The sequence below is a fragment of the Microbacterium sp. SORGH_AS_0862 genome, from assembly GCF_030818795.1.
Classification (GTDB): domain Bacteria; phylum Actinomycetota; class Actinomycetes; order Actinomycetales; family Microbacteriaceae; genus Microbacterium.
Genome location: NZ_JAUTAY010000001.1, coordinates 1,630,914 through 1,651,620, shown reverse-complemented (window position 1 = coordinate 1,651,620; position 20,707 = coordinate 1,630,914). Strand labels below are relative to the sequence as shown.

General features: G+C 68.9%; 19 protein-coding genes and 2 pseudogenes. 9 read left to right on the top strand and 12 right to left on the bottom strand.

The window, feature by feature from the left end:
* Positions 1–73: 73 nt before the first annotated feature.
* The 7 genes and pseudogenes from mnhG to QE377_RS07895 all read right to left on the bottom strand — a co-directional run bounded on the left by mnhG (position 74) and on the right by QE377_RS07895 (position 7,461).
* On the bottom strand, positions 74–454 hold the full coding sequence (mnhG, locus tag QE377_RS07925) for a monovalent cation/H(+) antiporter subunit G (protein WP_307321544.1): 381 nt from the start codon (positions 452–454) through the stop codon (positions 74–76).
* Positions 451–721, bottom strand: a pseudogene (locus QE377_RS07920) (monovalent cation/H+ antiporter complex subunit F). The gene mnhG and the pseudogene QE377_RS07920 overlap by 4 nt, the downstream one beginning before the upstream one ends.
* Positions 718–1,311 (bottom strand): Na+/H+ antiporter subunit E, encoded by a 594-nt coding sequence (locus QE377_RS07915; protein WP_307321542.1) that lies wholly within the window; start codon positions 1,309–1,311, stop codon positions 718–720. The pseudogene QE377_RS07920 and the gene QE377_RS07915 overlap by 4 nt, the downstream one beginning before the upstream one ends.
* Positions 1,308–2,873: a Na+/H+ antiporter subunit D gene (locus tag QE377_RS07910; RefSeq protein WP_307321538.1), complete on the bottom strand. Its 1,566-nt coding sequence runs from the start codon at positions 2,871–2,873 to the stop codon at positions 1,308–1,310. The genes QE377_RS07915 and QE377_RS07910 overlap by 4 nt, the downstream gene beginning before the upstream one ends.
* Positions 2,870–3,409 carry a Na(+)/H(+) antiporter subunit C gene (locus tag QE377_RS07905; RefSeq protein WP_307321535.1) on the bottom strand — a complete coding sequence of 180 codons (540 nt, stop codon included), beginning with the start codon at positions 3,407–3,409 and terminating at the stop codon, positions 2,870–2,872. Before QE377_RS07905 ends, QE377_RS07910 begins: the two co-directional genes overlap by 4 nt.
* A complete protein-coding gene (locus tag QE377_RS07900) occupies positions 3,406–6,309 on the bottom strand; it encodes a Na+/H+ antiporter subunit A (protein WP_307321532.1) in 2,904 nt (967 codons plus the stop codon). The genes QE377_RS07905 and QE377_RS07900 overlap by 4 nt, the downstream gene beginning before the upstream one ends.
* 75 nt (positions 6,310–6,384) lie before the next feature.
* Positions 6,385–7,461 carry a LacI family DNA-binding transcriptional regulator gene (locus QE377_RS07895; RefSeq protein WP_307321529.1) on the bottom strand — a complete coding sequence of 359 codons (1,077 nt, stop codon included), beginning with the start codon at positions 7,459–7,461 and terminating at the stop codon, positions 6,385–6,387.
* 63 nt (positions 7,462–7,524) lie between these two features.
* Here QE377_RS07895 and QE377_RS07890 point away from each other — a divergent pair, with 63 nt between their 5' ends.
* The gene (locus QE377_RS07890) at positions 7,525–8,760 is read left to right on the top strand and encodes a sugar MFS transporter (RefSeq protein ID WP_307321526.1); all 1,236 of its coding nucleotides are present in this window, start codon (positions 7,525–7,527) and stop codon (positions 8,758–8,760) included.
* A 17-nt stretch (positions 8,761–8,777) separates the two neighbouring features.
* Here QE377_RS07890 and QE377_RS07885 read toward each other — a convergent pair whose 3' ends face one another.
* Both QE377_RS07885 and QE377_RS07880 read right to left on the bottom strand, forming a co-directional pair.
* The gene (locus QE377_RS07885) at positions 8,778–9,419 is read right to left on the bottom strand and encodes a response regulator transcription factor (protein WP_307321522.1); all 642 of its coding nucleotides are present in this window, start codon (positions 9,417–9,419) and stop codon (positions 8,778–8,780) included.
* Complete coding sequence (locus QE377_RS07880) at positions 9,416–10,600, bottom strand: sensor histidine kinase (protein WP_307321519.1); 1,185 nt, start codon at positions 10,598–10,600, stop codon at positions 9,416–9,418. The genes QE377_RS07885 and QE377_RS07880 overlap by 4 nt, the downstream gene beginning before the upstream one ends.
* Before the next feature lie 116 nt (positions 10,601–10,716).
* On the opposite strand from QE377_RS07880, the gene QE377_RS07875 reads away from it, so the two are divergent.
* On the top strand, positions 10,717–11,451 hold the full coding sequence (locus QE377_RS07875; protein WP_307321517.1) for a GAP family protein: 735 nt from the start codon (positions 10,717–10,719) through the stop codon (positions 11,449–11,451).
* Between the two features lie 38 nt (positions 11,452–11,489).
* Positions 11,490–11,660, top strand: a pseudogene (locus QE377_RS07870) (endonuclease); the annotation flags it as partial.
* A gap of 77 nt (positions 11,661–11,737) precedes the next feature.
* On the opposite strand, the gene QE377_RS07865 reads toward QE377_RS07870, so the two are convergent.
* Positions 11,738–12,862, bottom strand: coding sequence for an LPO_1073/Vpar_1526 family protein (locus QE377_RS07865; protein ID WP_307321514.1), 1,125 nt, complete (start codon positions 12,860–12,862; stop codon positions 11,738–11,740).
* 479 nt (positions 12,863–13,341) lie between these two features.
* Here QE377_RS07865 and QE377_RS07860 point away from each other — a divergent pair, with 479 nt between their 5' ends.
* From QE377_RS07860 to QE377_RS07840, 5 genes are all read left to right on the top strand, one after another.
* Positions 13,342–14,124: a GAF domain-containing protein gene (locus QE377_RS07860; RefSeq protein WP_307321511.1), complete on the top strand. Its 783-nt coding sequence runs from the start codon at positions 13,342–13,344 to the stop codon at positions 14,122–14,124.
* Positions 14,125–14,168: 44 nt separating this feature from the next.
* Entirely contained in the window at positions 14,169–14,321 is a 153-nt protein-coding gene (locus tag QE377_RS07855; protein WP_307321509.1) for a hypothetical protein, read from the top strand.
* A gap of 264 nt (positions 14,322–14,585) precedes the next feature.
* Positions 14,586–15,320: an endonuclease NucS gene (gene nucS, locus QE377_RS07850; RefSeq protein ID WP_307321507.1), complete on the top strand. Its 735-nt coding sequence runs from the start codon at positions 14,586–14,588 to the stop codon at positions 15,318–15,320.
* A gap of 69 nt (positions 15,321–15,389) precedes the next feature.
* Positions 15,390–16,070 carry an HAD hydrolase-like protein gene (locus tag QE377_RS07845; protein WP_307321504.1) on the top strand — a complete coding sequence of 227 codons (681 nt, stop codon included), beginning with the start codon at positions 15,390–15,392 and terminating at the stop codon, positions 16,068–16,070.
* Between the two features lie 26 nt (positions 16,071–16,096).
* Positions 16,097–18,178: a bifunctional lysylphosphatidylglycerol flippase/synthetase MprF gene (locus QE377_RS07840; protein ID WP_307321501.1), complete on the top strand. Its 2,082-nt coding sequence runs from the start codon at positions 16,097–16,099 to the stop codon at positions 18,176–18,178.
* 57 nt (positions 18,179–18,235) lie between these two features.
* Here the strand turns inward: QE377_RS07840 and QE377_RS07835 are convergent, their stop codons facing one another.
* The gene (locus QE377_RS07835; protein ID WP_137418469.1) at positions 18,236–18,442 is read right to left on the bottom strand and encodes a cold-shock protein; all 207 of its coding nucleotides are present in this window, start codon (positions 18,440–18,442) and stop codon (positions 18,236–18,238) included.
* A gap of 312 nt (positions 18,443–18,754) precedes the next feature.
* Between QE377_RS07835 and QE377_RS07830 the strand changes: the two genes are divergently transcribed.
* Entirely contained in the window at positions 18,755–19,396 is a 642-nt protein-coding gene (locus QE377_RS07830) for a GntR family transcriptional regulator (protein WP_307321496.1), read from the top strand.
* Between the two features lie 157 nt (positions 19,397–19,553).
* Here the strand turns inward: QE377_RS07830 and QE377_RS07825 are convergent, their stop codons facing one another.
* Positions 19,554–20,495, bottom strand: coding sequence for an aldo/keto reductase (locus QE377_RS07825; RefSeq protein ID WP_307321492.1), 942 nt, complete (start codon positions 20,493–20,495; stop codon positions 19,554–19,556).
* Positions 20,496–20,707 lie beyond the last annotated feature (212 nt).

Sequence of the window (20,707 nt, the reverse complement as noted above, 5' to 3'; positions counted from 1 at the left end):
AGCGGGGCAATCTGTGCCGAGTGCGTCCGCGCGGTAGACGCCGCGAGACAGGAGCTCGGCCTCCCTAAGCGGATCAGGTCGGGTCGGGATCCTTGTCGCGCAGCTCGTCGACGTACATCGCGTCCTCGTCCAGCGTGCGGTTGCGGTAAGCCTGCCGCCCCACCATGTGCGCCGACAGCGGCGCGGTCGCGAGCTGGATCAGGGCGATCGGGATGAGGAAGGCCACCGCGGCCCAGCTGCGGACCGACAACGCGATCGCCAGGCAGATCAGCAGGAAACCGAGCACCTGCGGCTTGGTCGCCGCGTGGAGTCGCGTCGGGACGTCGTGGAAGCGCAGCAGGCCGATCGCCGCCGTGAGGCACAGGAGCGCGCCGATGAGGATCAGCACGAGGGCCGTGGTGTCGAGGACGGCGTCGACCGGGAATCCCGCATCCGCCTGGACGTGCGCGATCATCGCTGGTTCGCATCCTTCCTCGCGACGAACCGCGCGATCGAGATGGATCCGAACACACCGATCGCGGCGATCACCAGCAGCACCGGCAGCGTGCGGGTGTGGTGGTTGATCGCCATCTCGGCGCCCCAGCACGCACATGACCTCGGTCAGCAGCACGTCGCTGGCGACGGCCCGGTCGAGGATCGACGGCCCCGTGATGACACGCCAGAGCGTGAGCAGGGCGGCCACCGCGAAGACGAGGTAGATCGCCACGAGCAGCGGGTTCATCGGCTGGCCTCCTTCGCCTGGGCGCGACCCGTGCGGGCCGGCGCGACCTGCGCGAGCTGTGCGCGCGAGCCGACGGCGCGAACGATCCGCTGCTCCCACCGCTGCACCTGGCGACGCTGCGCCTCCACATCCGCGTCCGAGCTCACGCCGATGACGTGCAGGTACAGGACGCTCTCGTCGCGGTCGATGTCGATCACGAGCGATCCCGGGATGAGGGATGCGGTGACGGCGGTGTGCGCGAGGATCAGCTCATCGTTCGTCGCGAGCGGTACGGCGATCACCGCGACCCCCGGATAGCGCCGGGGGTTCACGACCTGCCAGGCGACGAGCAGCGAACCCTTGACGAGCGCCCCCAGGAAGGCGAGCACGAAGACGAGACCGTACCAGAGGTTGACGCGCCCGGAGAGCTCCACCGGCGGCAACCGGAAGATGCGCGTGACGAGGATCGCCGCCACGAGCCCGGTCAGGAACGCGATGACCGTGAACTGACCCCACAGCAGCATCCACAGGGCGACGAGCCACAGGAAGAACGGCAGTTGCCGCCAGGTCTGGGCGATGAGTCCTTTGGGGCCGCGGAGGTGCCGGATCACTGATCGACCTCCCCGGACTGCGTCTCGAGTTGTACGAGCTGGACGGGCTGCAGCAGCGCGTCGCCGATGCGGGTGCACATGTCGTAGAGGGGCCCGGCGAACACCGTCAGGGCCACAGTGACGGCGACCATGCCCGCGGTCGCCGCGGTCATGACACGCGGGATGACGCGGCGTTCGGTCTGGATGCCCGCGGCGGGGGCGTTGCCGAGATACTCGACGCGCGCCTCGACCTCGGGCTCGTCCGCGTCGTCCTCACGCCAGAAGCCGAGGTTCCAGGCGCGCATGAGCGCGTACAGCGTGAGCAGCGAAGTGACGATACCGGCCACGATCAGGACCATCATGAGCGGCGTGCCGACCTGGGCTGCGGCGTCGAAGAGGCCGTACTTGCCGATGAAGCCCGAGAACGGGGGGAGCCCTCCCAGGTTCACGGCGGGGATGAAGTACAGCACCGCGATCACGGGCGCCGCGCGCATGAGTCCCTTGAGCTTGAGAATCGATGTGCTGCCGGCGCGGCGCTCGATGAGCCCGACGGCGAGGAACAGGGTCGTCTGCACCACGATGTGGTGGACCATGTAGTAGATCGTCGCGCCGATCGCCGCGGGGGTCGCGATCGCGAGCCCGAACACCATGTAGCCCACGTGGCTCACGAGCGTGAACGAGAGGATCCTCTTGAGCTCCGCCTGGGCGACCGCGCCGAGGACACCGACGATCATCGTGGCGAGGGCGACGATCAGGAGCAGGACGTTCACGTCGCTGTCGGGGAACAGCTGCGTCTCGGTGCGGATGAGCGCGTAGACGCCGACCTTGGTCAGCAAGCCCGCGAACACGGCCGTGACGGGCGCGGGAGCGGTCGGGTAGGAGTCGGGCAGCCAGAACGACAGCGGGAAGACGGCCGCCTTGATGCTGAAGGCCAGAAGGAGCATCAGGTGCAGCGTGAGCTGGACGTGCTGCGGCAGCTCCCCCATCCGCTCGGCGATCTGAGCCATGTTCACGGTGCCGAGGGCGCCGTAGATCATGGCGATCGAGGCGAGGAAGAGGATCGACGAGACGAGCGAGACGACGATGTAGACGATGCCCGCACGGATGCGGGACTCGGTGCCGCCGAGGGTGATCAGCACGTAGGACGCGACAAGGAGGATCTCGAAGCCCACGTAAAGGTTGAAGAGGTCGCCCGCGATGAACGCGTTGAAGATCCCCGCCGCGAGGATGAGGTACGACGGGTGGAAGATCGAGACGGGGGTCTCGTCGTCTCCGTCGGCGGCGCCCTGGCCGACCGAGAAGAGCAGGACCGCGAGCAGCACGACGCTCGAGACCACCACGAGCAGCGCGGCGAGCCGATCGACGTACAGCACGATGCCGAACGGGATCGGCCAGCCGCCGACCGCCACGGCGAGCGGCTGCCCCGAGTCGACGACCACGAGGAGCACGGCCGCGATGGCGAGCACCGCGGTCAGGGTCGTGATCGAGACGGCGACCTGCACGCGACGACGCCGGCCGAACACCAGGGCGATGGCCGCACCGATGAGCGGCAGGGTGACCAGGAGGGGAACCAGTGCGTTCATCGCTCGCCCTCCTCGTTGTCATCGCGCCTGCTGGTCGGTCGGTCGGTCGGCGCGTCGTCTCGGATGCCGGGCACGTCGAGGCTGCCGAGCACCGTGATGGGAACGCTCGCCGCATCCACGAAGTCCGTCGTCGCATCGTCGGCGGTGAACTCGTCCTCCATCGCCTCTTCGTCTTGGGCGGCGCGACCGCGAAGGGCGATGTCCTCGACGTCGTCCTCGACGGTGTCGGCCTGGCCCAGCTGCCAGGAGCGGTAGATGAGCGCGAGCAGGAACGCCGAGACCGCGAAGGTGATCACGATCGCCGTCAGCGTGAGCGCCTGGGGGAGCGGGTCGGAGAACTCCGCCGAATCGGCGCCCTTCGCGAAGAAGGGCGCGGTTCCGGGGAAGCCCATCACGATCAGAAGCAGCAGGTTCGCGGCGTTGCCGAGCAGCAGGAAGCCGATCAGCACCCGCGTGAGGCTCCGTTCGAGCATCGCGTACACGCCGCACGCGAAGAGCACGGCCATGACGGCGATCAGGACGACGGAGACACTCATCGGGCTCCCGCCCCCTGCTGCTCCAGCTGGAGCTTCTGGCGGTCGACCTCGGCGCCGAGGCTGCGGAGTACGTCGAGCACGAGTCCGATGACGACGAGGTACACGCCGATGTCGAAGATCGTCGACGTCACGAACTCGACGTGGCCGAGCACGGGGAGCGTCGCGTCGAACCAGGTGCTCGTCAGGGGGTCGACGCCGAAGAACAGCGGCACGACGGCGGTGCCGACGGCGAGCAGCATTCCCACGCCGAGCAGACGCCCCGCATCCGTCGGGGCTGCGGCACCGAGCTCGTAGCGGCCGCCGGCGACGTAGCGCATCACGAGCGCCATGCCCGCGATGAGACCGCCCGCGAACCCGCCGCCGGGAAGGTTGTGACCGGCGAACAGCACGTACAGCGACACGATGATGATCGAGTGGAACAGGATCCGCACGACCACCTCGAGCAGGATCGAGCGGTTCTCCGGCTTGACCTTGGCTCCTCCCACGAGCCAGGCGCGACGGCCGCTCTCACCCGCGCCCTGGGGGCGCAGTCCCTCCGAGGTCTCGAGCAGCGGACGACGGCGGGGGATGCGGGGAAGCGGCTTGGTGAAGTCGGAGAGCGTGTCGGAGCGGTGGGTGACGAACACGAGTGAGGCGACGCCGGTGGCCGCGAGGATGAGCACCGACAGCTCGCCCATCGTGTCCCAGCCGCGGAGGTCGACCAGGGCGACGTTGACGACGTTGCGCCCGTGGCCCAGTTCGTAGGCGAGTTCCGGGAAGGCGAGCGAGATCGGCGCCTCGACGCGCGCGGAAGTGGCGACGATCGCGACGAATGCCATCGTGAGACCGACGGCTGCGGCCAGCACGGCGCGCGCGATCGGCGCGACCGACGCGTTGTGGTCGCCCATCCGGGCCGGGATGCGCCGCAGCACGAGCGCGAATGCCACGAGCGTGACGGTCTCGATGAGGATCTGCGTCAGAGCCAGGTCGGGGGCGCCGCTCGTCGCGAAGAGCACCACCATGCCCAGGCCGGTGACCGAGACGAGCACGACGCCCGTGTAGCGCTTCCGGGCGCGCACCGCGATGATGCCCGCGACGATCATGATGGGGGCGACGAAGACCTGGGTGGGGGACTGCCAGGCATCCAGCTGCGCGCGCCACTCGGGAGCGGCGAACAGGGTGACGCCCTGCGAGACGACGAAGACGACGAAGATCGTGCCGACGTAGACGGGCAGCGAACCGCGCTGCGTGAGCGTCGTCGTCCACACCGAGACGCGTGCGATCAGACGCAGGACGGCGTTGTAGGCGTCGGCGGCGGTGAACGGGAGGATCCGGCGACGCTCGGACCAGCGCACCTTGAGAGCGAACCAGAACAGGAACGCGCCCACCGCCAGGGTGCCGAGCGACAGGAACAGCGCGGGCTCGAACCCGTGCCACAGCGCCAGGTGCGTGGCCTTCTCTCCGGCGGGCGGAGCGAGCTCGGCGTATCGCGCGAACGCGGTGTCGACCCAGGGTGCGGCCAGACCCGATACGAGAGTGAGGCCGGAGAGGATGACGGGCGCCGCGAGGAAGCCGACCGGCGGGTCGGGCCACTCGGTGCGCTCCCGCGCAGTGCCGTCCGCATCCTTCTTGGTCCAGAAAGCGCCCCAGATGAAGCGGATGCCGTACGCGGCCGTCAGCGCCGAACCGATGAGGATGCCGATGAGCGCGACCGTCGCCCACACCGATCCGTCGTCGAGGAACGCCGCAAGCGCGGATTCCTTCGCGACGAACCCGATGGTGGGGATGACCCCTGCCATGGAGGCGACCGCGATGATCGAGAAGGTCGCGAGCGTCGGCGCTTGCCGCCCCACTCCGGAGAGCTCGTTGATGTCACGGGTGGACAGCTGCCGGTCGATGACACCCACGACGAGGAACAGCGAGGACTTGAAGAGCGCGTGGCTCAGCAGGAGCGCGAGGCCCGCGAGTGCGGCCTCCCTCGTGCCGAAACCGAGGACGACCGTCAGGAACCCGAGCTGGCTCACCGTGCCGAAGGCGAGGATGCGCTTGAGGTCGGATTCGCGCAGGGCCTGCACACCGCCGAGCAGCATCGTGAACACGCCGAGGCAGACGATGATCGGACGCCAGGGATCGGCCTCCGCGTAGACGGGCGCGAAGCGGGCGATCAGGTAGACGCCGGCCTTGACCATCGCCGCCGCGTGGAGGTAGGCGCTGACGGGCGTGGGCGCGGCCATGGCGCCGGGGAGCCAGAAGTGGAACGGGAAGATCGCCGACTTGCTGAGCGCTCCGACCAGGAGCAGGACGAGGGCGGCGTTGACGGCGGGGCCGGTGGGGGCCTCGGCGAGGATCGTGGAGATGCTCGTCGTTCCCGCCTCCACGACGAACAACACGACGCCGATCAGCATCACGAGCCCGCCGAGCGTCGTGACGAGCAATGCCTGAAGTGCCGCGCGTCGGCTGACGCCACGTGCGTGGTAGTAGCCGATCAGCAGATACGAGAGCACGCTCGTGATCTCCCACAGCATGACCAGCACGACGATGTCGTCGGTGAGGACGAGCCCGTACATCGCGCCGGCGAAGGCGAGGAGCACGGCGGAGAACTGGCCGAGGCCCTCGCGCTTGCCCGCGAAGTACCAGCGGCAGTAGAGCATCACCAGAGCGCCGACGCCGGTCACGATGAGCGTCAGCACCCAGCTGAGCGTGTCCATCCGCATCGAGAGCTGGATACCGAGCGAGGGCATCCACTCGTATGTCTCGAAAGGAATGCTCCCCGAAAGCACCTGCGGTGCGAGCCACAACGTGTGCCCGAAGGCGATGATCGGCAGGAGAGCCGCCACCGCGAACGCGCGAGCTCCGAGGCGGGAAACCAGCCAGGGGAGCAGCAGGGGGACGAGGGCGAACGCAGCGAGGAGTACCAGCAAACGCGGCCTCCTCGTGGTCGTCGGGGCTCCGTGGCAGGCGGAACCACTCAGGCGATCGGGGTGTCGCTCTCTATTCTACGGGGCGGATGAGGCGCTCGGCACCACAGCAGCCGAAACGGGGCCCGTCGTATTACCCGGACGGAACACAGAGGTCAGCAGGATGTCGGGGGGCACGACGCCCTCGAGCATCGCCGACACGGCGATGCCCGCGGCACGCCCCTTCTCGGCAGCAGGCTGCACCATCGTCGTCAGGGTGAGCGGCGCGACGCCGTCGACCGAGACGCCGTCGAACCCCGTGACGCTCACGTCCTCGGGTACGCGCAGCCCGGCATCGTGGACGGCTCGGATGATGCCCGCGGCCAGCACGTCGCTCTGGGCGAGGATCGCCGTGGGTCGCGGGCCCGGGGCCGTCAGGATGGCGCGGCCGGCGGAATAGCCCTCGTCGATGAGGCTCGCCCCCGCCGCGTACACACCGGCATCCTCGAACACATCGAGGGCGCCTTCGAGACGTTCGCGGGTGACGTCGACGGTGATCTGCGAGGCCGCCTGCGGATCGAACCAGCCCGTGCCGTGTCCCCCGCCGACGGGAAGAGCGACCACGACGACGCGTCGGTGGCCGAGCTCTCGCACGTGCCGGGCGATGACGGCCTGCGCGTCGCGGTTGTCCAGCCGGATGCGGGGGATCCCCGCGCCCGCATCCCCTTCCACCACGACGACCGGGACCCCCCGGCGCTGCAGCACCTCGAGATCGGCGCGAAGCCGCGTGCTGCAGCCGATGAGCACGAAGGCGTCGGCAGGGGCGGCGGGGAGGGCTGCTCCGCCCGGTTCGTCGTCACGAAGCAGCAGCAGGCCGCTGCCGCGCTCGGCGACGCCCTCGGCGAGGCCGTCCAGCATGATCGTCGTGACGGGGTCGCGGAAGGCCGCGCGCAGCCGGTCGCCGATGACGACGCCGACGACGCCGGAGCGTCCGAGACGGAGCGACGCTGCCCTCGGATCGGGTCCGGAGTAGCCGAGTTCGGCGGCAGCGGCGAGCACGCGCGCACGGGTGGCGTCGGAGACCGCGGTCTTGCCGCTGAACACCACCGACGCGGTCGAGGCGGCGACTCCCGCCTGACGGGCGACGTCGGCGATGGTGGCACGGCGTGCGTTCATGGTCCCTCGATGCTAACCCCCCGCGCCGCGACAAGGATCGAATCGATTCGGTAAGGTGTGGGCATGGAAGCAGTGCTGTCCCGTTCCCAGGTCGTGCGTTGGCGCACAGCCGTCTTCGCCATCTTCCTCGCGAGCGGTCTGAGCATCGCGACGTGGGCGTCCCGCGTGCCGGCGATCAAGACTGCGCTGGGTATCGACAACATCCAGGTCGGCATGCTGCTGCTGGGAATGGGTGTCGCCTCGATCCTCGGCCTGACGGCGAGCTCCGCGATCCTCGCTCGGTTCGGCGCTCGCAAGGGCATGCTCGGAGCGCTCTTCCTCGTCGTGCTCGGACTCGTGCTCATCGGCGTCGGCACCGACTACCTGCACACCTACGGGGTCGTGCTGGCGGGACTCGCGCTCTTCGGCTTCGGCAACGGCTCCCTCGACGTGATGATGAACGTCGAGGGCGCGGCGATCGAGAAGCAGACCGGCAAGACGATCCTGCCTCTGTTCCACGCCTTCTTCAGCTTCGGCACCGTGATCGGCGCGGGCCTCGGCACGGCGGCCGCCGCCATCGCGTTCAGCGTCGTGGCCCACACGGCGATCGTCGCCGTCGTCATCGCCGTCCTGGCCGTCGTGACGGCATCCAACGTGCCGGTGCGCGACGTCGCGATGGACGTCGACGCGGAGGATGCCCCGAAGGGATGGGGCGAACGCATCCGTCTCGCTCTGAGCGCGTGGAAGGAGCCCCGCACCTACACGCTGGGCGTCATCATCCTGGGCATGGCCTTCGCCGAGGGCGGTGCGAACGACTGGCTCTCCCTCGCCGTCGTCGACGATCACGGAGCCGACCCGGCGCTCGGGCCCGCGGCCTTGACCGTCTTCTCCGTCGCCATGACCGTGGTGCGCGTGTTCGGCGGACCGCTGGTCGATCGCTTCGGCCGCGTCGTCGTGCTGCGCTCGCTCGCCGTGACGGCGGCGGTGGGACTCGTGCTGTTCATCTTCGCCCCGAACATGCCGCTCGTCTTCGTCGGTGCGGCGCTGTGGGGGATGGGTGCGTCCCTCGGCTTCCCGCTCGGCATGTCGGCCGCTGCCGACGACCCGCAGCACGCTGCGGCGCGGGTGAGTGCGGCGGCGACGATCGGTTACGTCGCGTTCCTCTGCGGGCCGCCGATCCTCGGCTTCATCAGCGAGCACATCGGTCTGCTGAACACGCTGCTCATCATCGTGGGACTCATCGTGGCGTCGGGCTTCTTCTCCGGCGCCGCCCGCCCGCTGGCCGCTGCCTCCGACGAGAAGGCGCCGCGCGGTCACTGAGCGAGGCGCCGCCGTCGTCAGCGTCCCGCGTCGCCCCGGGCGATCGCCACGGCGTGCGAACGGCTCTCCGCACCCAGCTTCGTCAGTACGCTCGACACGTGCGTCTTCACCGTCGGCACGGAGATCTTCAACAGCGCGGCGATCTGATGATTGGAGCGCCCCTCCGACAGGGCGGCGAGCACCTCGCGCTCGCGCGGCGTGAGCGCGTCGAGCGCCGCAGCGGCGGGGGAGTGCTCCGCCCGCCGCGTCCGCCGGGCCAGCACCCGCCGGGTCACCCGCGGGTCGAGAACCCCGTCGCCGCGGGCGACGCTGTGCACCGCATCCACCAAGGCCGCCGCCGAAACCGTCTTCAGCAGGAACCCGACGGCTCCGGCGTCGAGCGCCGCGTCCACCAGCTCGTCCTCGTCGAAGCTCGTCAGCACGAGCACGTCGCTCGTGTCGTCTTCGCGGATGCGGCGGGTCGCCTCCACGCCGTCCATGCCCGGCATCCGCAGGTCCATCAGCACGACGTCCGGCCGCAGGGCTCGCGCGTTGCGCACCGCCACCGCGCCATCGGCCGCCTCGCCGACCACCTCGACGCCGTGGGCGACGAGCATGATCCGCAACCCCTCGCGGATGGCGGCGTGGTCGTCGGCCAGGAGCACTCGCGGCGCGGTCATCCGGGCACCGCCGCCGGGATGCGGGCCTCGACGCGCCACCCATCGGCACGGGGGCCGGCATCCAGCCGCCCGCCCAGGGCCTTCGCGCGTTCGCGCAGCAGCTCGAGGCCCCAGCCGTTCCCGACGAGCCGAGCGGGCGGCGCAGATGCTCCGCGGGAGTCCACCCGCACCGACACCTCCCCGGACTCCTCGACGAGACGGATGCGGACCTCGGCCCCGGGAGCGTGACGGACGCAGTTCGCCAGCGACTCCTGCACGATGCGGGCGACGGCCTGGTCCACGGGCGTGCTGAGATCGGCGTCGAGTTCGTTCTCGAGCGAGACCTGCAGTCCCGAACGGCGCGCGGCCTCAGCGAGGTCGTCGATCGACGCGACCCCCGCCGGCGCCGCGATCTGCGTGCCGCCGTCGCGCAGCACGGCGATCATCGTGCGAAGCGTGTCGTGCGCCTCTCGCGACGAGTCGCGCACCGCCCGGAGTGCAGCGCGATCGGCATCCGGATCCGGCGGCATCGACAGCGCCGCCTCGGAACGGATCGCCATCGCCGCGACGTGGCCGGCGACGACATCGTGCAGCTCGCGCGCCATGGCGTCGCGTTCGCCCTGCACCGCCGCATCCCGCTGCCGCGCACCCTCGCGTCGCGCGTCCTCCGCCTGGCGTCGGTGCAGCGCGACGAGCTCCCGCGACTGCGCCACCGCCGTGCCGTACCAGTACCCCAGCCCGCCGAGCGCCCCCAGCTGAAGGGCGACGAGGAAGGCGGCGCGCGCGTCGCCGGTGATCCATCCCGCGGCGATCGCCATGACCGCGACGACCGACACCGTGCCCACGAGGATGCGGCGTCGGCGCTCCGTCTCGCGGGTGGCGACGTACAGCACGTCGACGGCCACGATGAGGGGGACCAGCCCGCCGAACACGAAGACGTCGACGGCCATGACGATCGCCGCGGCGATCAGAGCGGGGATCGGCCACCGATCACGCACGAGGACGAGTGCCACGGCGGCGAGCGCGGGAATCAACGCCCACCACGGGGATGCGGCGGCGAACACGCTCGGCACGATGGCGCCCGACACCGTGAGTCCCAGCGCGCCGGCGGCGAGCGCGATCAGCAGGTAGATGAGTGCATCGGCGGGTCCCCGGTGCCGGCGCACCCAGTCGCGCAGCCGGGAGACCTCTGCTTCGCCCATGCCTTCATGCAAGCACAGGCATACGCCTGCGGCATCCGTCGAAGGACGGAGGCGCCGGGGAGCGGGTGCGTCCTTCGCCCGATGTGCGGATCGCGACCCCGCCGAAGACTCGGAGCGTGGACCTCATTCCCGGCGCCCCGTTGCCGCTCACCCTGTTCGTGCTCGCCCTCGTCGACGGACTGAGCGTCGGCACCCTCGTCATCCCGCTGCTGCTCATGATCGCGCCGGGCAAGGTACGCGTCGGGCGCCACCTGCTCTACCTCTCGACGATCTCGCTCTTCTACCTCGCGGTCGGGGTGCTGTTCCTGCTCGGGCTCATGAACGTCATCGACGTGGTCGGCGACTTCTTCTCCTCGACGGCCGGGGCGGTGGTGCGCCTGGTGGTCGGCGCCGCGCTGCTGATTGCCGCCTTCGCCATCCCCGCGAACGAGAAGCGGATGCGGGAGCACCCCGACGCCGGCCCCGGTCGCATCGTCCGGTGGCGTGACCGGCTGGTCGCCGACGGTGTGCCGGCGCGCACCGTCATGACCGTGGCGATCGCGGCGGGAATCGTGGAGCTGGCGACGATGCTCCCGTACCTGATCGGCATGACGCTGCTCGCGGAGTCGCCGCTCACGCTCCCGGTGCAGGTGGGAGCCCTGGCCGCCTACTGCCTCGTCATGATCCTGCCGGCGCTCGTGCTGCTGGGTCTGCGAGTCGTCGCGGCGCGCCTGATCGAGCGCCCCCTCGAGCGACTCGCGGCATGGTTCGCGCGCACGGCCGGCGAGACCACATCGTGGATCCTCGGCGTCATCGGATTCCTGCTCGCCCGTGCGGCGGCGACCGAGCTCGGCCTGTTCGATCTGCTGTGAGCGTCGTGGGCGGGCCCCGGGGCAACTAGGCTCTTCGGGTGCGTCTCGTCATCGCCCGCTGCTCCGTGGACTACACCGGCCGCCTCAACGCCCACCTTCCCCTCGCAACCCGCCTGCTCGTCCACAAAGGCGACGGAAGCCTCCTGGTGCACTCCGACGGCGGCTCCTACAAGCCCCTGAACTGGATGAGCCCGCCGCTTAACTCCCGGCAATCCGGCATGGACACGTCGAGTCAGTAGTCGCGCAGTCGCTTAGGCATTGCTCCGAGGACTCAAAACGACTGTCCTTAGTGATCCGGTGCAGCGGGCTCGGGATCTGGCCCAACCTTGCGCGGGGGCGGTGTGTCGTCCTGTCGAGGCAGGCGCTTAGTTTCATCGAGACGGAAGGCGTTAGCCGTCGCGAGCGCCTTACCGACAGCCGTAATGTTGAAGTGGTGAGGCAACCGACCCCACCAGTCCGCTATCGAGCCAATGGTTGGCTCACTCCGCAGCCGAGATGAGAGCGCAATCTTTGCGTTTTCATCTATCGTCCCGAGCCCGAACGTCGCAATCCCCTGCGCCACAATCTCGTCGACCCAGACATCTTCCATCCCGCCATTCACATAAGTCTCGCGGAAAACATGCTCAGCAACTGCCCTAAGACGCACGTAGCCGGGGCGGAGCTCGTGCTCCTCAACGAAGGGATCCCAGGGGAGCGACTCCAACGAGCCGCCTACCGCGGGGGGCACCTCCTCTTTTAGGACGCCAGGAGCGACATAACCGGGGAACCGAGCAGGATAATACTCATCAAACGGCTTGAACTCCGTGAGGCTGTTGACTCTCACAGCATCGAGTATGTCCAGGTGATCGATCCAATCGCGTCCCTCTGGCAGCGGGCCGTCGACGAGGTCGGCGAAGATGTTCTCCATCGTCGTGATGCCCTGGCTGATGTTCGTCGACCTCGGGATCCACTGGCCCAACGCATGGACGATCGTCAAGCCGCGCAATGCATCGTCGTCAACCTGATCCATAATCTCGATCGCCCGCTCAATCCCAGCCCGGACCGGCCTATCGCGAGGCTTCTCTGCACGCTGAGCGAGTAGTGCAGCGAGCATGGCGTAATCACTCTCCCGCTCGCTGGCAGCGGCACCTTCTTGCGCCTTCTTGAATGTGCGGATAAAGCCAGGATCAGCGAATGCACTCAGACGATCCTGGGAACCAAGTACGGCCACGACCCGAGTGTCGAGCTTCTCGATGCGTTCTACAACCAGATCCATAGCTTCCGCGGTGTGCTGCTGGACAACTTCTCGGGAGGTCTCTCTGGCGATCTCGCGGGCCCGCTCCTCGGTGACGCCGACATTGACGATGTAGTCGCCGGCCACCTGCATCTGCTGCGACCCCTGGCCGCCCTTCTGGCTCTGACCGGAAGTCACCGCTCCTTGCCTTTCGCGTCCCGGCCAACTTGCATCTGACTCGCGTGGTCGCCAGCCCTCTGTTTCTGAGTGACCCTTGAGCGCTTCGACATGATGCGCCACGTCACAGCGCTGCCCCCAGCACCGCCCACCAGGAAGCCGACGAGCAGCGTGCCTAGCCCATCAAAAAACCAGTCCACGGACATCCCGATCCTGAGGTGCCCCTCACCCCTGCATGAACCATAGCGAGGCGCACCGACACCCACGGCGGTTAAACACGCACGACCCGACCTCAGTTGAGACGATGAGAACGCTAGTTATGCGCTGCTACCGACCTCGGATGGATGGATGCACCGGGCCATGTGCACGGCGCGAGGAGAAGCCGAGTCTGACATCCCAGTTCTGATGGGCTGACGACCCCTTAGTGACCTCTCGAGCCTAAGGCGAGCCCCGACTCTCTCGGAGGCAGCCGGACACCCGCGGCGTCATACGATGCTGAAATGAGCAAACGAGGCGGTTGGATATGGCCGGTTATCTCCGCCTCTGTCCCGGTGGTCGGCAGCTTCGCAGGTGCGCAACTGATCGCCTGGGGTATTCGGGATACAACTGGCATTCAGGCCTGGCTGTTTGCCGGCGGGATCGCCTGCGTAGCCACCGCGGTCGGTGTCACGGTGGCGGGCAAGATCGTCGAGTATCGACGCGGTACCTCCATCGATAGGGCCAGACGAAACCAACTCGTCAAGCTTCGAGATGAACTCATGCCGTTTGCGTCGACCACCGCCGATATGGCTAGACAGCCCCATGACGTTCGGCAGGCATACCTGAAGACGACTGCGCAGACCGCGGCCACCGCACTTAGATCGGTCGTGGCGGATCACGTCGCCCGCCCTCGCGCAGTCATCTACCTGCTGAACGCTGACAGCGAGCCCGTGAGCATGGACTCCATCGCGCACAGCGGGCGTGGAGAACGGCCGCGGCCATTCGTCCAGGGCACCACGCGAGGGGACGCCGCTCTCTCCTTCATCGAGAAGAAGGCTGTGGGCTTCTATCCCGACCTTCAGAGGAAGCGTCCCGCAGGCTACGACGGAACCATGTCCGGCTACAACACGTACATCTCCGTACCCGTCTGGACAGAGTCGGGCTCATACGGGATGGTGACGTTGGACGCCCCGAAGGCTGGATCCTTCGATGACGGCGACGTAGCGCTCGTCGAGTTGGTGGCCGAGATGATGTCCATCGCATTCGAAATCGGTCAGGACGACGACGTCAGGGTCGCCGAATGAAGAATGTCAGCGAGGATGTCGTCGTTCGCGCGTACACTTGCGCCATGGCGAAGCAGGGATGGCGGGTGGTTAAGACGTCGGGCGGGTACGGCGTGCTCAAGAGCACTGCTGGAACGAAGGCGACAAAGTCAACCGTCGTGCGCCCGACAGCTGTCACCGGCAAGAAGGTTCAGGGCGCGACGAAAATCGGTCGCTAGTTGCAACGGCAGATTCGGCTAGCGAAGGCTCGCGCATGTCAACCTGCCCCGGTTCGACAACCGGCCAGCTCGCGCATGCATCGGCACCTTCCTGGCCGCGCCAGCACGGCGTCTTGTCAAGACGAACACCGTCTCAAGCTATCCAACGAATCTCATGCTGTGAGCTCGACGCCCTGAGTAGCACAGTGGCGACTGAACCTCGGGGTCGCCGAGGTATCTCTTCATGATTGTCTGACGTCTGCGCAGACTTGCGACAATAGGTCAGTGCGTCTCGTCATCGCCCGCTGCTCCGTGGACTACACCGGCCGCCTCAACGCCCACCTTCCCCTCGCAACCCGCCTGCTCGTCCACAAAGGCGACGGAAGCCTCCTGGTGCACTCCGACGGCGGCTCCTACAAGCCCCTGAACTGGATGAGCCCGCCGTGCTCGCTGGCCGTCGAGGAGCCCGATGAGGATGCGGCGAGCGCCGGCGTGATCGAGCAGTGGCGTGTCACCCACGCCAAGACCGGCGACGCGCTGCTCGTGCGCCTCTACGAGGTGATCCACGACTCCAGCCACGAGCTCGGCGTCGACCCCGGCCTGCAGAAGGACGGCGTCGAGGCCGACCTGCAGCGTCTGCTGGCCGAGCAGGTGGGGGTGATCGGCGAGCACCTCACCCTCGTGCGCCGCGAGTTCCCCACCGCCATCGGTCCTGTGGATCTCATGCTGCGCGATCCGGATGCGGCCACCGTCGTCGCCCTGGACGACGAGACGCCGCGCGCGCTGCACGTCGCCGTCGAGGTCAAGCGGCGAGCGGGCATCGACGCCGTCGAGCAGCTCACGCGGTACCTCGACCTGCTCAACCGCGACTCGCACTTGCGGCCCGTGCGCGGTGTGCTGGCGGCTCAGGCGTTCGCGCCGCAGGCACGCACCCTCGCGACCGATCGCGGCATCGACTGCGTCGTCCTGGACTACGAGGCCATGAAGGGCATCGACAGCGGACTGCCGACGCTGTTCTGAGTCGCTCCGTCCCGTCGCGACCTGCCCGGACGGGCTGACCCCTCGCCGGCGCACGATAGCGTGGGAACCATGTCCGTCGGATCCCCGTTCTCCTGCATCCTCTGGGACGTCGACGGCACGCTCGTCGACGCGTCCGATGGGATCCTGCGCCGCCTGACGATCACGCTCGAGCACTTCGGACTTCCGGCGCCGACGCGCGCCGAGCTCGTGCACTGGATCGGGCCTCCGCTGTACGAGTCCTTCCAGCACCACGCCGGGATGACGCCGGAGGGCGCCACGGACGCGGTCACGTTCTACCGCGAGCTCGGCAAGGCCGACGGCTACACGACCGACGTCAAGCTGTATCCGGGGGTCAAGCAGATCGTCGACGACCTCGCTGCCGCGGGAGTCCCCCAGGGCACGGCCAGCTCCAAGCCCGAGAACCAGGTGCAGGCCCTGATGCTGCACTTCGACCTCGCGGAGCACATGACGGCCATCACGGGGGCGACCCCCGACGAGAAGACGCTCGCAACGAAGGCCGACATCGTCGCCGAGGCTCTGCGGCGGATGCGGGCGGCCGGGGTCGACACCTCGCGCCCCGTGCTGATCGGCGATCGGCACCACGATGTGGACGGCGCGACGGCCAACGGCGTACCGGTGATCTTCGTGCGGTGGGGCTTCAGCTGGCCGCACGAGGCCGAGGGCGCCCAGGCCGTGGTCGACAACGCCGACGAACTCCACGCACTGCTGCTGGTCGACTCCGACGGCTGAGCCCTCCGCGTCGCTATCGTGAGCGCATGACGACGGACGAGGCCGCCAGCCGACCGAGACCGCGCGCCGCGATGCGCATCGCCCGGCGCGTGCCCGCGACGCTCGTGCTGGTCGCCGCGCTGCTCGTGGCCGGGATCGCCACCGGTGCTCTCTGGCATCCCTTCCACCGCAACCCCGGCATGGAGCTGTGGGCCTACGGCTGGCCCGCCCTCGAGGCCGGACGTTGGTGGACGCCGGTCACCGGAACCTTCCTGGTCGGCCACCCCGGCCTCTACCTGTTCGCGGTGGCGAGTTTCGCGGGGATGGCGTACCTCGAGTTCCGCCGCGGCACCCGCGTGGCGCTGGCCTACTTCACGATCGGCCAGCTGTTCTCCGTGCTGGCGGCGGCCCTTCTCGTCTGGGCACTCTCGCTCACCGGCTGGCCCTGGGCGCTCACGCAGGCGAGTGCTCTGGATGTCGGCCCCTCGGGCGGCGCGTTCGCGGCCATCGCCGCGGCCGTGGGGCTTCTCCGTGCCCCGTGGCGCATGCGCGTCTGGCTGCTGCTTCTCGGCTTCGTCTTCGTCACGATGCTCTTCTGGGGCAATCTCGACGACATCGAGCACCTGCTGGCGGTGGTCCTCGTGCTCTTCGTGGACCGCTCGCTGCGCCCGCAGCGCACGACCGTGCGGGAGCAACGGCTCGTCGCCTTCCTCGCGCTGACCATCCTCGCCGTCCTCGAGGTCATCGTCTTCGTGGTTCCCACCAGCGGGCCGTTCGGATCCACGACGCCCGGATCCGGGTCGGTCTGGGACGTCGCGGTCGACGTGGCCGTCGTCGCGCTGATCGCCGACGGGCTGCGGCGCGGTCGCCGATGGGCCTGGGTCCTGGGTCTGGTCATCACCGCGATCAACCTGCTGCTGTTCGTCGCCCTCGCCCTGCTGGTCACGCTGGCAGGGTGGGCGGAAGCGGCCGACGTCCTCTCCGGGGATCCCTCGCTGTCGTTGGCGACCGGCGTGCTCTGGCTGCTCGTTCTCATCTACCTCGTCTGGGTTCGTGGCGCCTTCCGCGCCCGCCGGCGCACCCGCATCGGGCAACCGCCCGCGCCGGATCAGACCGCACTGCGCGAACAGCTGCACCGCTTCGGCGGGGGGACGCTGTCGTGGATGACGACCTGGGAGGGCAACCACTACGCCCGGGTGTCGGAGAGCATCGTCGCGTTCCAGAGTCGCGCCTCCGTCGCGCTCGCGCTGGCCGATCCGATCGGCCCGGAGGCCGACGCGCGCGCCGCCGTGTCGGCCTTCATCGACTCGGCCGAGCGCGCCGGTCTCGTTCCCTGTTTCTTCAGCGCGAGCGAACGGACCCGTGACGCGGTCCCCGAGAGCTGGCGCAGCCTCGTGGTGGCCGACGACACGATCGTGGATCTTCCCGGACTCGAGTTCACCGGCAAGGCCTGGAACGCCGTCCGCACCTCCTTCAACCGTGCGGGGCGCGAGCAGATGACGTTCCGGCTCACGCGCCTCGCGGACGAACCGTGGGGGATCCGCGCCCAACTGCGCGCGATCTCCGAAAGCTGGGTGGGCGACAAGGGCCTCCCCGAGATGAGCTTCACCCTCGGCACCCTGGCCGAAGCCGCCGACCCGGAGGTGCGTCTCGCGCTCGCGATCTCACCCGCGGGCGACGTGGACGGGTTCCTGTCGTGGCTCCCCGTCTACGCAGCGGGCGGCGGCATCCACGGCTGGACGCTGGATCTCATGCGTCGACGCGAGGGCGGCTTCGGTCCGGTGATGGAGTTCCTGATCGGCTCATCCGCCAAAGCCTTCTCCGAGGAGGGTGCGCAGATCATGTCGCTGTCGGGAGCGCCGCTCGCCCACGACTATCCGCCGGATGCCGGACTCATCGCCGAGCTGAGCGGCAAGCTCGCCGAGGCGCTGGAGCCCGTGTACGGCTTCCAGTCGCTGCACCGTTTCAAGGAGAAGTTCCACCCGCGGTACGAGACCATGTACCTGCTCTACCGCGACGAGAGCGACCTCACCCGCATCGGCCTCGGGCTCACGAGGGCCTTCCTGCCCACGGCGACCCTGCGTCAGTTCGCCGGCGCCGGTCTCGAGCTCGTCCGCGGCACCTCCTGACGCGAACGAAAGAGGGACGGGATGCCAGGCATCCCGTCCCTCTTGTCGATTCGCGCCTCAGAGAGCGCGGATCTTCGCTGCCTGCAGACCCTTGGGGCCCTGCTCGACCTCGAACTCGACCCGCTGGTTCTCCTCGAGCGAGCGGTATCCGTTGCCGTCGATCGCGCTGAAGTGAGCGAAGACGTCCGCGCCCCCCTCATCGGGAGCGATGAACCCGAAACCCTTCTCGGAGTTGAACCACTTGACCGTACCCGTCGTGCTCATGCCTTGCCTTCTTGTGCGTCCGGCACCCTCTGCGCCAGTGACCTCCCACCGTAGCGGCGCGGAGTGGTCAGTGGGGAAGAGTTGCAGATGGTGACGAAATCGTTGCACGGGCGACGCGGGCCGTTAACCATTCGACGCCCGGGCCGAGCAGAGCTCATAGGCCCGGGCGTCGACGGATCCCCCCGGATACGTCGCGCGGAGCGCGACAGCGATCACTCTACTGTGTCGCCGCCGGATCGCCACAGAGATTCCCCGGCGACAGGGCAGAACTCCGCGGTCGCTCGGCGGGCGTCGCCGTAGACTGGTCGCGCCATGGCCGACCACCCGACATCGCGGCCGCCGCGCCGTCGCCGGATGCTCGGAGACGAGGTCTTCGAGCTGCTCGGTCGCGCCATCCGCGACGGGAAGCTCGCCCCCGGACAGTCCTTGCGCGACGTGGAGCTGGCCGAACGCTTCGGCATCTCGCGCACACCGGTGCGAGAGGCGCTGCAGCGACTGGAGCGCATCGGACTCGTGGAGATCTCCGCGAACCGCTTCACCCGCGTCACCGTGCCCACCGAACGCCTCGTCGCGGATACCCGCGCCTTCATCGTCGGCTTCACGGCGGAGGCTCTGCGTGCGGGACTGCCGACGTGCTCGGACGAACAGCTGGCCCTCCTCGTCGCCGCCTACGACCGCATGCTCGCCACTCCCGTCGGCACAGCCGGGCACACCGAGGCATCGACCGCTTTCTTCCGGACGCTCTCGATGGCCACCGGCAACATCGTGCTCGGCCGATTCATCCGCGAGACGTCACTCACCCTCGAGCGGAATCTGCAGGGCTGGGCGTTCATCGACGTCACCTCCGACACGGGGCGCCGAGCCGGGGAAGCCCTGCGGGGCGCCCTCGTCAGCCGCAACGCCGCGCGAGGCGATGCGATCCTGCGCTCGTACCACCGTCGACGGAGCCAATGAGAAAGGCCCCCTCCTGCTGGGGGGAGCGGAGGGGGCCGTGGAGCCCTTCGATTGGGGGAGGTGAAGGGCTCGTGCAACCAGAGTACCCCTGTCCCCCATATGGGGGACAGATCGGTGTCATCGCATAAGCAACACTCAGCTTCTCCTGCAAGGGACCTCACGCCCAGTCGAGGGCGGACCGCCGTTGCCAGTAGCTCTCCGGTTCGACGGCGAACGACGGCGTCGGCACGGCACCCGCCTGCGCGCTGCGCTCGACTCCGCGACGCAGCTGGTCGTCGGTGGCGGCGCCGCTGAGCACGATGTCGGCCCACTCCTGGCGACGGGACACCGCGAATGCATACTCGTCGACCGTGAGGGATGCGGTGCGCGCCGCATCCCGGACCACCGTCGGCGCGTGGGCGTCGCTCAGCCACCCGTTGGCCAGCACTTCCTTCAGCACGACGGTCCACCCCTCCTCGTGCGCCCGCGCCAGAGCGGGGCCCGCCGAGGGCTCGAACACGTTCCATGTGGACTGCACGACGGAGAAGAGGTCGCCGTGCTCCGCTCGCGCCCTGTCGATGACCTCGGCCTGGCGGGGTCCGCTCGTCGAGATGCCCACCCGGACTCCGGCGTCGCGGATCTCGCCGATCCGCTCCAGCAGCGCCGCGTCGGCGAGTGCGGGGGAGTCGGGGGTGACGGAATGGATGAGATAGAAGTCCGGTGGGCCGCCGAGGGCGGCGAGCGTCTCTGGCCACTGCCTGTCGAGCATCGTGAGGGTGTGCTGCTTGCGCTCGTGGATCCCGGCCGCAGGATCCCAGCCGCCGACGTACTCGTAACCCCACTTGGAGCCGATCGTCAGCGACCCGCGACGTTCGGGATGCGCGGCGAGCCAGGAGCCGAGGAACTCCTCGGCCAGGCCGTAGGAGCGCGCCGCATCCAGGTAGCGGACGCCGAGCGCCCACGCGGTGTCCAAGAGCGCATGAACCCGGCTCCGAAGGGCGGCGACCGATCGTGCCGCGGGGGTTCCGAGGTCGTGTTCACGATCGCTCGTGATGTAGGCGGGTCGTCCCACGGCCGCGAGACCGAAGCCGAGTTCTGCCGTGTGCGCTGACTCCTGCATGTGCCCATCCTCCGCGTCGCCGTCTCCAGTATCGGATGCGGCGCGCGAGGTGTGGTGGGCGCCGCGACCCGAGCGGCACCCACCGAGGCCGCGGGCAGCGGTGTCAGCGATCCCGTCACGACCGCCCGACGCGGCGTGATGACGGGCTCTCCCCCCAAGCGACACCGCCGCATCCGCGGCGACGGTTCCAGACAACCCGATCGGATGCGGGC

Bases quoted from the DNA above. Each gene is read 5' to 3' on its own strand.
- mnhG (WP_307321544.1), bottom strand. From the start codon at position 454: ATGATCGCGCACGTCCAGGCGGATGCGGGATTCCCGGTCGACGCCGTC.
- QE377_RS07910 (WP_307321538.1), bottom strand. From the start codon at position 2,873: ATGAACGCACTGGTTCCCCTCCTGGTCACCCTGCCGCTCATCGGTGCG.
- QE377_RS07905 (WP_307321535.1), bottom strand. From the start codon at position 3,409: ATGAGTGTCTCCGTCGTCCTGATCGCCGTCATGGCCGTGCTCTTCGCG.
- QE377_RS07895 (WP_307321529.1), bottom strand. From the start codon at position 7,461: ATGAACGCACGCCGTGCCACCATCGCCGACGTCGCCCGTCAGGCGGGA.
- QE377_RS07890 (WP_307321526.1), top strand. From the start codon at position 7,525: ATGGAAGCAGTGCTGTCCCGTTCCCAGGTCGTGCGTTGGCGCACAGCC.
- QE377_RS07885 (WP_307321522.1), bottom strand. From the start codon at position 9,419: ATGACCGCGCCGCGAGTGCTCCTGGCCGACGACCACGCCGCCATCCGC.
- QE377_RS07880 (WP_307321519.1), bottom strand. From the start codon at position 10,600: ATGGGCGAAGCAGAGGTCTCCCGGCTGCGCGACTGGGTGCGCCGGCAC.
- QE377_RS07860 (WP_307321511.1), top strand. From the start codon at position 13,342: ATGAGCAAACGAGGCGGTTGGATATGGCCGGTTATCTCCGCCTCTGTC.
- QE377_RS07855 (WP_307321509.1), top strand. From the start codon at position 14,169: ATGGCGAAGCAGGGATGGCGGGTGGTTAAGACGTCGGGCGGGTACGGC.
- QE377_RS07845 (WP_307321504.1), top strand. From the start codon at position 15,390: ATGTCCGTCGGATCCCCGTTCTCCTGCATCCTCTGGGACGTCGACGGC.
- QE377_RS07840 (WP_307321501.1), top strand. From the start codon at position 16,097: ATGACGACGGACGAGGCCGCCAGCCGACCGAGACCGCGCGCCGCGATG.
- QE377_RS07835 (WP_137418469.1), bottom strand. From the start codon at position 18,442: ATGAGCACGACGGGTACGGTCAAGTGGTTCAACTCCGAGAAGGGTTTC.
- QE377_RS07830 (WP_307321496.1), top strand. From the start codon at position 18,755: ATGGCCGACCACCCGACATCGCGGCCGCCGCGCCGTCGCCGGATGCTC.
- QE377_RS07825 (WP_307321492.1), bottom strand. From the start codon at position 20,495: ATGCAGGAGTCAGCGCACACGGCAGAACTCGGCTTCGGTCTCGCGGCC.